Origin of the sequence: Clostridium sp. UBA1056, from assembly GCA_002316385.1 — a bacterium.
In the GTDB taxonomy this organism is placed as follows: domain Bacteria; phylum Bacillota; class Clostridia; order Clostridiales; family Clostridiaceae; genus Clostridium_J.
In genome coordinates, this window is sequence record DCDL01000006.1 from 28,619 (window position 1) to 41,797 (window position 13,179).

The window sequence follows — 13,179 nt, forward strand, 5'->3', positions numbered from 1 at the left end:
GAAACCTTTCTGACATCCTTATAACAAAAATATTTTACTTGGATATTATTTCTTTAATAAAATGTTGTTTAGGCATCTGAAAATAAATANNTTATTTATTTTTTGAAGATGCCCTAATTGGCCACTTCAAACTGACTGTAATAAAGAGAAGCATAGAAACCATTTTGTGCTAGAAGGCTCTCATGATTTCCTCTCTCCACTATATCTCCATCCTTTACAACTAAAATCATATCTGCATTTTGAATAGTTGACAATCTGTGAGCTATGACAAAGCTTGTTTTATCTTTCATAAGCTTTGATAAAGCTTTTTGAATTTCTACTTCTGTTCTTGTATCTACGCTGGAAGTTGCTTCATCCAATATCATAATTGTAGGATTAGTCATCATGGCACGAGCAATAGTTAAAAGTTGCATCTGTCCTTGAGATACATTAGATGTCTCACTAGAGATTACAGTATCATATCCTTGTGGAAGTGTACGAATAAAATGATCGCAGCAGGCCGCTTTAGCAGCAGCTACAATCTCCTCTCGTGTAGCATCCATCTTACCATAAGCAATATTCTCAGCTATTGTGCCTTCAAATAGCCATGTGTCTTGAAGTACCATACCAATTTGTCGACGCAATGCACTACGAGAAATCTCAGTAATATTAACCCCATCAATGGATATTAGGCCACCATTCAACTCATAAAAACGCATGATCAGGTTAATTAATGTAGTTTTTCCTCCACCAGTTGGACCAACAATGGCTACCATTTCATTAGGCTTTACTTCCAAATTCAAGTTCTTTATTAAAGTTCTCTCTGGTGTGTATCCAAACTTTACATTCTCAAAAGTCACTCTGCCGTTAGATATTGGGAATGTACTAGATGCGCTATCTGTAATCTCTTCCTCTTCATCTAATAGTTCAAAAACTCTCTCAGCTCCAGCTATAGCAGATTGTAGAGACATAATAACATAAGCAGCTTGAGTAACAGGCTCAGAAACTTGATTTACATATTGTAAAAATGCCTGAATCCCACCTAAGGAAATCTGTCCACTAAGTGTCATCAGTCCTCCTACAATAGCTGTTGCCACGAAACCTAATTGATTCAAAAGCCTTATTGTTGGATATATAGCAAAATCAACGAACTGTGCCTTTCTATTTGCTTCAAACTGCTTGTGATTTAAATGAGAAATCTCTTCAATCACATCAGATTGTTGATTAAATACCTTGATTATGCGATTACCTGAATATACTTCTTCAATTTTTCCACTTAAGGCACCCATGGCAGCAAAATTCTCTGCATAATAACGCTGACTTAATTGGGATACAAAATTTGTTGCAATAGCACTGATACTAACAAATATAAGAACCAAAAGAGCTAACTTTGGATTTAAGATAACCATAGCAATAATGGTGAGTATAATTGTAAAGCAAGAAGATATAAACTGCATGAAGCCCACCTGCATCACCATGGATACTTTTTCAAGATCATTTGTTACTCTACTCATAACATCTCCTGTTTTATGTGAATCAAAGTAACGTAATGGTAGCTTATTGATTTTCTCGCTGATATCCTGGCGTAGAGATAAGGTTAAGTTTTCACCGATGCTAGCTACGATGTACTGCTGCATATAAGAAAGTAAACTGCTAGCAATGGTAGCTAATATTAAAAGTAAAACTGGTATAGCCAGTGCATTTGTCACCGCAGATAGAACACTTACAGAGCCATCAAAGCTACGGATTATATTTACTAGATTATCAATGGCTACTCCAACGATAAGGGGCATAGCTGCATAGGCTGCACTACTGATTAATGCTGATATTCCCACAATCATTAGCTTTTTCTTCTGTGGTGCCAAGTGGCTCATTAATCTTTTAATAGTCTTTTTTGTATTTTGAGGCATATCCTCATTGAATGGCAATGTGTCATTGTTTTTTTTCTTATCCTTTTTCATTAAATCAAGCCTCCTTTAGGTTCATCTGACTTTTAGCAATTGCCTGATATACAGAACAGTTTTTCATTAGAGTATCATGTTTTCCAATTCCCACTAATTCTCCTTCATCTAGTACAAGGATTTGGTCTGCATCCATAATGGTGCTTACTCTCTGGGCAATTATAATCTTAACTGCGTCAGTCATATTTTCTTTCAGTGATTTACGCAGTACAGCGTCGGTTTTTAAGTCTAGAGCAGAAAAGCTATCGTCAAAAATATATACTGGAACCTTTTTTATAAGGGCCCTTGCAATGGCCAAACGCTGTTTCTGTCCACCTGAAAAGTTAGAGCCACCTTGGGCAACTGGAGAGCCTAATCCCAGAGGTAATTTTTCTACAAAAGAATCTGCTTGAGAAATACTTAATGCTCTTATCATATCTTCCTTAGTTGCAGCTTTATAACCCATTCTAAGGTTGTCCTCAATTGTACCACTGAATAAGAAAGCCTTCTGAGGAACAGAACCAATACTGTCCCTTAATTCTTGTTGTGATAAGTTTCGTATATCCAAACCATTGAGCCTAATCTGACCCTCATCTATGTCATGTAGTCTAAGAATAAGATTAGCAATAGTACTCTTACCAGAACCGGTACTTCCAATGATGGCCGTGGTCTGTCCTTCGTTGCAACAGAATGATAGATTTTTTATAACTGGCTCCTCTGCTCCATGATAAAAGAAGGATACATTTTCAAATTCCACCACCGGTGCATTTCCTCTTACGCCTCCTAAATTTTTGTTTAAATCCTGAATTTCTGGATTAATATCTAATACCTCTTCAATACGATTTAGACATGAGTACATTTTAGGAAGGGTAACACTTGTTGTTGTAGCCATGATTAGATAGGCTAATGTAATAATAGAATATTCTGTAACTGCAGTGATTTGTCCGATTTCCATAGTACCTTTTATAGAAAGTAGTCCTCCTAACCAAACTATGACTGCCACGGACAAACCAATGATTAGCCATATGATAGGATTCAACACAGCAAATAGCTTGTTTAGTTTTATCATATCTGTAGCATAATTCTCAAAGGCTTTACCAGATCTACCTTCCTCGTATTTTTCATTTCCAAAAGCACGTATAACACGGATTCCAGTGATAGACTCTCTTATTACTTGGTTAATACGATCTAATTTAGCTTGAACCCTCTGAGAAATATGATTTGATTTCTTAAGGACCACTACAGCAAAGGCCATGAATATCACCACACTGAAAATCAGTACGAATGATAGAGCCAAACTAGTATCTGATGTCATAACAATAGATGCCCCAATAATAAGGGGAGCTGGAACAATCAATTGTAAGACCAATCCAAGAGTTATTTGCAGATTAGAAATATCCGCAGTTGTACGTGTAATCATAGAAGAAACACCAATGGTGTCAAATTCATGGATAGATAATTCTTGACTCTTACGAAAAATTTTATCTCTCATGTCATAGCCAAAAACTGCAGCTAAATCAGCAGAATAGTAGCTTCCCAAAACAGCTGCTACCGTTGTCACTAGTACAACTACTAGCATTTGAACTCCTATACGAAGAATCTCCGTCATATCTCCTTTTAAAATTCCATTATCTACAATACCTGCAATTAGAAATGGAATCAGTAATGTTCCGACTACCTGTCCTAAAAGCATAATCAACGTTATTGCTACTTTTCCTTTTCTCTCTTTTAGGAACAGTTTTAAATATTTCATAATGTACCTCCGTTATGTAAATTAGTTTGCAGAAATTCCTGTTCAGTGGTATTATAAACCTTAAAGTGACTTTAAGGTCAATAGTTTATTAAAAATTTGGAGGCCGTTATGAAGTATAGATCTTATATGACGATCAGCGAATTTTCCCGTATCACTGGTATTAAAAGTGAGAATCTAAGATATTATGATCAAATTGGGTTACTGTCTCCAGAATGTCGTGGTGAAAACGGATATCGATATTATACTCGAAGGCAGCTTAATACCTCATATTTAATAGTTTCTCTCAGAGAACTTGGTATTGGTATAGAAGAAATCAAGAAGTATGTAGATAGACGTACTCCTGAGCAGATGTTTTCTTTGTTTAAATCACAGAAAAAACATATATTAAAGGAAATGAAAAAACTTCAGCGCATGCTTGAGGTTATGAACTTATACATGGATATGGCAGAGGATGCTCTTAAATATGAGGAGAACAGCATAAATATAGAATATAAAAAGAAAGAGCCCATTTTTTTAGGACCCATACTTTCTACTGATGATCTAGATGATTCTTTCATTTCATTTTATGATTTTGCTGCTGAGAATGGAATTGATTTAGGATATCCCCTTGGCACTATTATATATAAAGAAAATATTCAATCTGGAAAGCCCCTATTAGTTTCACAATGTTATTTTAAAGTAGAGAACGACCAAAATGCATATAAGCCAGAAGGGAAATATGTTGTAATCTATGGCAGATGTGCTTATGGAGAATCAGATGAACTCTACCAAAAGCTATTTACATTTATAGAAGAAAATAAATTACGCATTTGTGGTCACGCCTATGAGGAATATCCTCTAAATGAACTTTCCACTAAGGATGAACAACAATACTGTGTAAAGATAGAAATTATGGTGGAGGATATCTGATTTCTAAAACTATCTTCACCATACTCTATCTACTATACTCATTTGGAACAGATAACCCTTCTCTTTCGTCATCCCAAGCTAACGAGCTAATTTTCCATCCATTTGGTGTTTTAATAAATTGTATTGTTTTCATTCCCTTAGTTTCAAATGCTTCACCTGACATTATTCCTGATTTTTTATAGAGACTGAAGCGGTGGGTAATATTGCCAAATATTTCAGTTTTATTGAATAATTCTTCTTCTTTGAAATCAATCAATACACCCTCATTTAGCATTTTTTCACGAGGTTCTATAAACTGCTGAAGGTTGTAAATTTCAAGTGTAGAATCAATACTTTTAATAATTAGTCCTTCAGGTATAAACAGCTGATATATGGCACTTAAATCTACTTTGCATCCTTCTTTTACAGAAAATAAACCAAAGAAAGTGGTTGCTATTTCATCTAGAATTGCTTTTGTTTCTAATTTTTGTTGGTTTTCTTCAACCACTTCAATTTTTGATTTCATTTTTTCCTCTCCTTTTCATGCCTCCGATAACTTACACCAAACAGCTTAATTTAGCTTATCCTTACTTTGAATTCTGCCAAAAAGCAACGCATCATAATATTTATCTTCTATAAAATAGTTATCTTTTAATCGCCCTTCTAACTCATACCCGTTCTTTTCTAATATCCTAGCAGAACCAATATTTGCGTCCACTACAGATGCATGGGTCTTGTGTAGATTAAGCGATTCGAAGGCGAAATCATTCATTAATGCAACACACTCCGATCCATATCCCTTGCCCCAATGATCTTTATGAAAAACATAACCAATTTCGGCTTGTTTTGCTTCTTCATCAAAATTGAAAATCATGGCTGTCCCTATAATTTCCTGAGTTGATTTTATAATAACAGAGGCATATAAATGAGTACCATCTGACTCACGCTTCAACATTGTCTCAATATGCTCACTAGTTTCATTTAAAGTTTTCATTAATCTCCAGCCAATAAAACGTGAAACTGCTTCATCTGATGCATAACTATGTATAGCTTGAGCATCACTTTTACTTAGTGTCTTAAAAGAGATATTTTTACCTTCCAATGAATGAAATAAATTTACGTTCATGTTCTTCTCCCCTTACTATTATTTTAAATTTATTATATTATATGGGAATTTAGTTGTAAATATAAGCTAGTGTATCATAAAATGCAAAGCTAGTTCCATTTATTATTGGGTTTATAAAGGCTAGAAATAGAAGTCTTCCAAACTATACATTGTTCAGCATTGTCCATGTATACTTGTTCACTGCAACCATTACATTCATGTATATCTGACATTTCTTACATACCTCTTAATTAGTCCATCTTCTATTTGAATCACGACATAAAAAATACCGCATATTCATTTGAATAGTACGGTATCTTAATAAATAACTTATTTTTATCTTAATAATATTAAAAATGATTTCTGTAACCTTCTATCTAATCTTTAATACAAATTAAAATTTATTCGTTATTTTTTATTTGTTTCCATTCATCCTCTAGAATTGCCATTAAAATATCGTCAGCAAATTCTTTTCCATTCCAGATAGCATCACGTAGTACGCCTTCACGTTTGAAGCCAGCCGCAAGATAAGCCTTTTCTGCATGGAGATTGAATGAGAATACATCTAACTCCAGTCGATGAAGTTTTAATTTTTCAAACGCAAAATCTCTTGTCTTTTTTATAGCCCAAGAGCCAATTCCTTTACCACGTTCATTTGAGTTGAAAATACCAATACGAAAATTTGCACTTCGTGCATCCCAGTCGATTTCGTTGATTACACTTTCTCCAATAATACGTCCATCAGGTGAAATAATTAGAAAATCATAACGGTCATCTGACTCTATACATTGCTTAAAGAAATTGACTACTTCATCGTGTGTAAATACTTCTTTGCATCCCGTAAGACGTGCTACCTCTACATCTAAAGGATTGAAATTCTGCGAGAAATATTCTTCAGCATCTTCTGTGCGTGATAGTCTTAATATAAATCCACACTTTTCCCATACTTGCCCTATTTTATTCATTGTTACCTCCAAATCCCCATTTATATGTTAGTTCAATAAGTAATTAACCCACAATTTGATACAATTATACGCCTATCTCACACGCCCTACTTTTCCTTTTTTAAAGTCACTATAGGCAGTATCTAGCATAATGCTTATACTTTCGTAGTTATTCCATGTATCTTCCACTTCATATATGTTGTATTCTATATCGAACTCACACAAAACCAAGTCTGGATAATCTCTTAAATAGTATTCATAATAACCTTTTGTAAATTCAAGTCCCTCCTGATTAAAATCTTCACTCCATAACTTGCCATCACAATTTTTAAGTAAAAACTCCACTCCTGTCATCTGTTCATTTCTTACTTTCTCCAAGTCTTCCTTGGAATATTTACTATGAATACTTCCTTCCAAATTATGTTTAATAATCCATGCTATATACATTCCCATATGAGTTGCAGCATACACTAATCCAGCTTTAATATGCTTGCTATCTTCTTTATTCTCTTCACAATTAAAGCGCTTACAGTATCCATCATAGGCATCATCAAAATGCCAATTTGCATTATCAAAATAATCTTCCATCTTATTACTCCTTATATGTTCATATTCTATATTACCTTTTTACATAATCTTCTTATTATAATTTAAAACACTTGAAAGATATTGGCTTAATATACATCTTAAATCATCATCTATATTGGTTTAAAGAATAACTATTTTACGACTTTTTACAAATATGATTAAACTAATGTGAAAATTATACCATAATACCTATATATTTTCACTAATTATAGAAAGCATAAGAATTTTTAACACCGCATTATTCAATTCTCAAAGATCATTATTCTTATCTTCATTTCCAATTAGTTATGTCGCATTTTTTCCCGTGCTCTTTCCTATATTCCTAACTTCTTAACTTCCATACTTCCGATATTCTACCCAGTTCAAACCGTTGATATAACTAGGATTGAGCCTCCTAGAGGAATACTATGTTTTTTAAACATATATATTTAATTTTTCAAAAATAATTAATATAAATTGTTAAATAATTCTTTTAAGATATTAGCAGAACATACATGGAGAGTTTCTTTAATAGCTTTATTTATTGAGCCTTATTTAAAGGAAAAAGTAGATACATCTAGGTTATTAAAAATGATTATTTAATATAATTAAAAGTGAAGGGGCTTTCGCGAAAGCCCCTTTAATAAACTTGAATATAATGACCTTTTTTTAAGGCCATATGAGGATATGAGCCATCTAAAAGGTATAACCACAGTTTAGATGGTAATAAGACTATTTTTTACTCATCATTAAGTAGTATCTAATAATAAATGAACTCAAATCTATAACAAAGATCATATATAATATAAACTAATATTGTACATACAACTAAAACATCTAAATATATAATAAAGAATAATGGTAGCTCTATTAATAAAGAAAGTAATATCTCGTTACTACACTAACTTTATATTATGCATTACAATTTTTATAACATCCATAGAAACACAAAGTTGCCTTCATAATTTCTTTGTAAGTAAATTTACCATTACATTTTTCACATTTTTAATCATAAATTACCGTCTCAATTTTCTCTGAATTATTTAACAGGTTATATTAATCACACCTATAAAAGAGTGTTATATTTTTAATTTGTAAACCTAAAATAAAAATTTTTTATTTTTTTCTCATATAATTTTTTAGATCATCTACATCCTTTTTTAGGCCTTCTACATCTTTTTTCACTTCATCTACTACCCTCAAGTTATCGGTAAGGTGTGATATTACAGCCTGATAGTTTTTTTCTCGTTCATCTTGCTTTGCATCTCTTTTTTCTTGAGCTTTTAATATATAGAACAATAAAAATATACTTAGTACAGCCCAAATGCCTTGTGATAATGCAGCTTTTAGAATTTCATTTTCCATCATTTATTTCACACTCCTTACTTGATATATTTTTAGTAAGATTGTAATGACATTTTCCTAAGAGAACATATTTTTGCTTATTAGTTATAATCTTTAGACTTACAAGTTCACCTAAAGATATTTTGTTTTCAATAGGCAAATAACTGTCTGACAATTCTGAAAATTTATCAAGCATCTTAACTCCATTGAATATATAGATCTTATTTAACCTATAATATTCTCTGCATAAGGATTTCTTGATGTAATTTACTAATGCTCCGTCAGATAAATTAAAGCTATTTGCTAATTGAATTGAATAAATGATTTTTACGAAAAATATAGTCAAGTCAGTTTTAGAGCAGTCATATCCTAGTTTTCTTGATAAGCTATTGATAGTAGGATCAAATTTAATTAATAATGATTCCATACTATTTTTATCATAAGATTTTGCTTTCTTTACTAGAGTCACTATTGATTCCATTACATACATCCTCCTTAAAGATTACTTTAAAAAATAGATATGGTAATTTCATGTAAAATGCAATTAACGTAATTAGCAAATTACAATATTTGGTTATAGTTTATGCTAGAATGAACAAGAATACAACTAATAAAGCATGAAAGGGAAGAAATATAGCGGGAAATTCACTAAGAATATCTTATATAATATTATATTATTTTAATGCATAATAAATGCATATTTATAAGATTATAGGTGTTAATATTGGAAAGTTTAAAACAATACTTACTGAAGGGAAATGTAACTGAATTATTCATATTTTAGGCATTTATATAGCATTATTTTTTACTAAATCAAAGAGACTTACAGTATAACTAGATATTGTATGTTTATTTAATTTTGGAATGATGTTTGCCTTAGCTATTATTGGAATTATAGCATGAATATTGATTGGATTTGTCAGGTTTGTAAAGTTATTAAGAGATGTAATGCTATGCTTGATGCTGTTAGATAGGTATGCTATGATGCTATCAGAAGGTATTGTGATATGTTTGATGAACCTAGAGATGAGTATGATAGTGATATCTTATGTACTAATAAACAATATAGAAGAATTAGGATTAAGAATAGAGTTACATTTCCACTATGGATATTATCCTATGTTGTAGAGAAGATCTATAGGATATTCAAGCTAGTACCTACATTTGAAGATGTTTATAATAATATAACATAATTTGGATTTACACCTACATTATGTTATCATTGAGGAGAAAAACATGAAAAAAAGAATCATAAAAGTTTTATTATTAATCTCAATTTTAGTAATCCTAATCATTGTTAATGAATTTAGAAAAACATGTTTTATAAATGACAATTTTTCTAAACCAATAGAAAACTCGATTAAATTAGATTTGGAGAATATATACGATCAGAAAGTCATTATAAATTCAATAGATGGTTCTGTAGAAGATAATAGTAGGATTGTTTATTTTCAGTTATCGGATACTGGTGAAAATAAAATTGTTCTTTATTTGAAGAGTTTTTTACCCAAAAGGCTTAAGTATATTGATGAAATACAAAATATAGAAAAGTATAAAGAATATTTTTAGAAAAGCTATGTGAAGATTTACTTTTTCACATAGCTTTTTTGAAAGTATTTAATTCTAAACTTGCTAAATGACGAGGATTGGAAATATCGTATACCAAATGAAGGTAAATGGGAATTTAATAATGGGATTCCATTCTTTTATGAAGGATATAGCAGAGATACTTTGACAATGGCTCTTATTACTAATATGGGTTTAAAAGGCTTAATAGAAACACTTCCACAAGAAAGTATCGATGAATTAAAAAAAACTTATCTAATACTAAAATGGAGCCTATATGAATAGTCTTTTTAAAGTGTATATTCTATAGGGTCCATTTTATTTTATATGATTTTATCTTTTTTCTTCATTTCATTTTTATAAGCTATGAAAAGTAAAGCAATTAAAAATATTACATCATCAGGAACTATTAAAATAATATTTTCATTAGCTAATAGTCTAACAATAGAAAAGCAATGTAAAAGTATTGATTTTCTAAAAAAACTGTATCAATATAAAAGCATTAGAAATATATTAGATTAACATTAAAATGGACTCGAGATTTAAAATTTATATTAGAAATACATTGGAAAACTATTGAAAAAATATTGGTAAAAGTGTACACTTATAGTAAGTCAATAGGAAACTATTACAAAATCAATAGGTGTGAGGTGGAGAACATGAAAGATGATATACAAATAATAGGTATGGACTTAGGTAGGGGCTATGTAAAATCTTATTCTGAGTTTAATAATATGAAAAAACAATGTTTATTTAAAAGTGTTATAGGATTAGGAAGACCATTAGATTTTAGTAACTATGAAAATCCGATATATATTGAAGTAGACAATGAAGAGTACTTTGCAGGTATGCTAGCTGAGAAAGAAGGTTATACTCCTACGAGAAATAGTAGAGATAGTAAAACAACTACAACAGTAGAAAAATTAATGTATGCATCATTAAATGAAGTAGCAGTATCAGAGCAAGTTAAAATTATGTTAGGTGTACCTTATAAGTTATTTAGGAAAAGTACATTAGAAGAAGTTATTTCAAAATATAAAAATAAAGAAGTAAAAATAAAAGATAATATAAAAGGTGGATATAAAAACATAACAATAGTTGATATATCTATTTTTAGAGAAGGGGATGCAGCTCTATTATGGGAAGTTAGAAATAACCCTAATAATAATCCTATAGGTATGGTTAGTGTAGGATTTAGAACAACTGAATTAAGCTATTTTGATAAAGGTCTAAAATTTAATGATAAAAGATCTAAAACAATAGAACAAGGAAATAGAAGTGCATTAGAATATGTGCAAAATGTACTTGAAAATGAGAATACAATAAAAGATTTAAACGAAATAGATAGTTCTACAGATTATGAAGATCTAAAGAAAAATGCATATAAAGTGTTATCTGAAAGAGTTGCACAAGATGTAGAGGATAATTGGATAAACCTTGATGAAATGGACGTATATATAGCAGGTGGTACGGCTTTAAATATGAATTTTGATGAAGACTTTAAAATAGTAGAAGAACCACAGATGGCAACAGCAAAAGGCTTATACTTAGTGGGAACTAAAAAATTTAAATAGTAGGTGACACTATGAAAAGAACAGTTAGTTTTAGCCTAGAAGAAGATATAATAGAGGCTATAGAAGATTATCAAAAACAAAACAAGTTAAGTAGTAAATCCGCTGCATTAGAAAGAATAATACTTTCTATGAAAAATAAAAATGAAAATCTAGAAGATATAATAAAAAGCTTATTAAGTAGTAATATTAAAGAAGATAAAGAAGCAATGATAGATCACAATTTAGAAATTGGAATAGATAGTTGTTATAGTGAGATGCCAGACTAAAATATAAGGATAGCTGGTGAAAAGTAATGTTATTCGTGAGAAAAAATGAACTAAAATATAACTAATGTAAAAAGCTGAAATCCATTAAGGTTTCAGCTTTTTTATCCAGGATTTTCATAGAATAGATTTATCTATTTGCGAAAGTTCCTTTTTTACATTTAAATGTCATATTGTACAATACCTCTAATACATTTATTTTTACATAAAATAATAAATATGTTGACATTTATTTATAAATCATTTATTATGAAGTTAACTTCACATGAAACAAACTTCACATGAAGTTAACTTCATAATAGCTAGGAGTGATTTATTTGGAAAATAAGTTTATACAACGTATTCTAGTCTCACTAATGCTTATTCTAATGGGTAGTATTGAAATAATATTCAATCCATCAGTAAGATTCAATTTTGGATATTTAAATATATTCATAGGTGGAATAATTTTGATAATTTCTATGGTTTCTTATATTAAATATAGAAATAATAAAGAGGAAATAGACAAGGAACTATCAAAAGACTATGATGAAAGAGATGATTTAATAGATGGGAAGATTGCTAAATTCACTTTAAGGATTTTAATATCTGTGATTTTAATTATCATGTTCCTTTCTAATTGGATTATGATTCAAACAAATGCTGCCTTATTTGCTATCTTGATATCTTTTATAATTACTGAATTTTTATCTAGAAAATATTATAACCATGCCATCTAATTAGGAGTGATTTAATGAAAAATCGAGTTAAAGAGTTGCGATTAGAGAGTGGATTAACACAACAAGAGTTAGCTGATAGAGTATGTGTGTCTTCAAGAACAATTATCTCTTTAGAGAAACAAAAGTATAACCCATCTGTTTTACTTGCATATAAAATAGCTTCAGTTTTTGATTTATCAATTGAAGAAACTTTTATATTCGAAGATGGTGACAAATAAAGATAAGGAATGGAGAAGTGAAAATGATTAGAGTATTATTTATAATTTTTGGAGTGGTTTTAGTATTATGGGGAATATATAGAATGAAAACTGATGATGCACTATTTGGAAAAGACCAAAAAAGTAAAAATATCTTTAACCTAATATTAATGGGCCAAGCATCTGGAATAGGGCAATTTTTAAGTGGAGTTGCATGTATAGTTATAGGAATCTTATCTTTTATAATTAAATAAGTAAAGAAAGGAGACTTTAAATTTTAAAGTTCTCTTTTTTATTTGGCATTTCAAATAAATATAGTTTGAAAACATCTTCTATGGCA

At 30.4% G+C, this 13,179-nt stretch carries 18 protein-coding genes; 9 read left to right on the forward strand and 9 right to left on the reverse strand.

Annotated elements, in window-relative coordinates; translation table 11 throughout:
* Positions 1-113: 113 nt before the first annotated feature.
* Both B3W71_RS02665 and B3W71_RS02670 read right to left on the reverse strand, forming a co-directional pair.
* Entirely contained in the window at positions 114-1,940 is a 1,827-nt protein-coding gene (locus tag B3W71_RS02665) for an ABC transporter ATP-binding protein (RefSeq protein ID WP_346887397.1), read from the reverse strand.
* A 4-nt stretch (positions 1,941-1,944) separates the two neighbouring features.
* Positions 1,945-3,672 (reverse strand): ABC transporter ATP-binding protein, encoded by a 1,728-nt coding sequence (locus tag B3W71_RS02670; RefSeq protein ID WP_346887398.1) that lies wholly within the window; start codon positions 3,670-3,672, stop codon positions 1,945-1,947.
* 108 nt (positions 3,673-3,780) lie between these two features.
* Here B3W71_RS02670 and B3W71_RS02675 point away from each other — a divergent pair, with 108 nt between their 5' ends.
* Entirely contained in the window at positions 3,781-4,581 is an 801-nt protein-coding gene (locus B3W71_RS02675; protein ID WP_346887399.1) for a MerR family transcriptional regulator, read from the forward strand.
* A gap of 25 nt (positions 4,582-4,606) precedes the next feature.
* Here the strand turns inward: B3W71_RS02675 and B3W71_RS02680 are convergent, their stop codons facing one another.
* From B3W71_RS02680 to B3W71_RS02700, 5 genes are all read right to left on the reverse strand, one after another.
* Positions 4,607-5,086, reverse strand: a complete 480-nt coding sequence (locus tag B3W71_RS02680; protein ID WP_346887400.1) for a hypothetical protein — start codon at positions 5,084-5,086, stop codon at positions 4,607-4,609.
* A gap of 45 nt (positions 5,087-5,131) precedes the next feature.
* Complete coding sequence (locus tag B3W71_RS02685; protein WP_346887401.1) at positions 5,132-5,686, reverse strand: GNAT family protein; 555 nt, start codon at positions 5,684-5,686, stop codon at positions 5,132-5,134.
* Between the two features lie 89 nt (positions 5,687-5,775).
* Positions 5,776-5,898: a hypothetical protein gene (locus tag B3W71_RS02690; protein ID WP_346887402.1), complete on the reverse strand. Its 123-nt coding sequence runs from the start codon at positions 5,896-5,898 to the stop codon at positions 5,776-5,778.
* A gap of 168 nt (positions 5,899-6,066) precedes the next feature.
* Entirely contained in the window at positions 6,067-6,630 is a 564-nt protein-coding gene (locus B3W71_RS02695) for a GNAT family protein (protein ID WP_346887403.1), read from the reverse strand.
* A gap of 72 nt (positions 6,631-6,702) precedes the next feature.
* Positions 6,703-7,197 carry a hypothetical protein gene (locus tag B3W71_RS02700; protein WP_346887404.1) on the reverse strand — a complete coding sequence of 165 codons (495 nt, stop codon included), beginning with the start codon at positions 7,195-7,197 and terminating at the stop codon, positions 6,703-6,705.
* A gap of 456 nt (positions 7,198-7,653) precedes the next feature.
* Between B3W71_RS02700 and B3W71_RS19215 the strand changes: the two genes are divergently transcribed.
* Positions 7,654-7,779 (forward strand): HD domain-containing protein, encoded by a 126-nt coding sequence (locus B3W71_RS19215; protein WP_414631971.1) that lies wholly within the window; start codon positions 7,654-7,656, stop codon positions 7,777-7,779.
* 513 nt (positions 7,780-8,292) lie between these two features.
* Here B3W71_RS19215 and B3W71_RS02705 read toward each other — a convergent pair.
* Together B3W71_RS02705 and B3W71_RS02710 are read right to left on the reverse strand one after the other, a co-directional pair.
* On the reverse strand, positions 8,293-8,541 hold the full coding sequence (locus tag B3W71_RS02705; protein ID WP_346887487.1) for a BhlA/UviB family holin-like peptide: 249 nt from the start codon (positions 8,539-8,541) through the stop codon (positions 8,293-8,295).
* Entirely contained in the window at positions 8,531-9,001 is a 471-nt protein-coding gene (locus B3W71_RS02710; protein ID WP_346887405.1) for a hypothetical protein, read from the reverse strand. The genes B3W71_RS02705 and B3W71_RS02710 overlap by 11 nt, the downstream gene beginning before the upstream one ends.
* Before the next feature lie 526 nt (positions 9,002-9,527).
* Between B3W71_RS02710 and B3W71_RS02715 the strand changes: the two genes are divergently transcribed.
* The 7 genes from B3W71_RS02715 to B3W71_RS02745 all read left to right on the forward strand — a co-directional run bounded on the left by B3W71_RS02715 (position 9,528) and on the right by B3W71_RS02745 (position 13,093).
* A complete protein-coding gene (locus B3W71_RS02715; protein WP_346887406.1) occupies positions 9,528-9,713 on the forward strand; it encodes a hypothetical protein in 186 nt (61 codons plus the stop codon).
* A gap of 43 nt (positions 9,714-9,756) precedes the next feature.
* Entirely contained in the window at positions 9,757-10,089 is a 333-nt protein-coding gene (locus tag B3W71_RS02720) for a hypothetical protein (RefSeq protein ID WP_346887407.1), read from the forward strand.
* A 656-nt stretch (positions 10,090-10,745) separates the two neighbouring features.
* Positions 10,746-11,660: a ParM/StbA family protein gene (locus B3W71_RS02725; protein WP_346887408.1), complete on the forward strand. Its 915-nt coding sequence runs from the start codon at positions 10,746-10,748 to the stop codon at positions 11,658-11,660.
* Between the two features lie 11 nt (positions 11,661-11,671).
* Positions 11,672-11,926 (forward strand): hypothetical protein, encoded by a 255-nt coding sequence (locus B3W71_RS02730; RefSeq protein WP_346887409.1) that lies wholly within the window; start codon positions 11,672-11,674, stop codon positions 11,924-11,926.
* 314 nt (positions 11,927-12,240) lie between these two features.
* Positions 12,241-12,642, forward strand: coding sequence for a hypothetical protein (locus tag B3W71_RS02735; protein ID WP_346887410.1), 402 nt, complete (start codon positions 12,241-12,243; stop codon positions 12,640-12,642).
* A 14-nt stretch (positions 12,643-12,656) separates the two neighbouring features.
* Positions 12,657-12,860 carry a helix-turn-helix transcriptional regulator gene (locus B3W71_RS02740; protein ID WP_343824456.1) on the forward strand — a complete coding sequence of 68 codons (204 nt, stop codon included), beginning with the start codon at positions 12,657-12,659 and terminating at the stop codon, positions 12,858-12,860.
* Positions 12,861-12,883: 23 nt separating this feature from the next.
* A complete protein-coding gene (locus tag B3W71_RS02745) occupies positions 12,884-13,093 on the forward strand; it encodes a hypothetical protein (RefSeq protein WP_346887411.1) in 210 nt (69 codons plus the stop codon).
* The last annotated feature ends 86 nt before the right edge of the window (positions 13,094-13,179 follow it).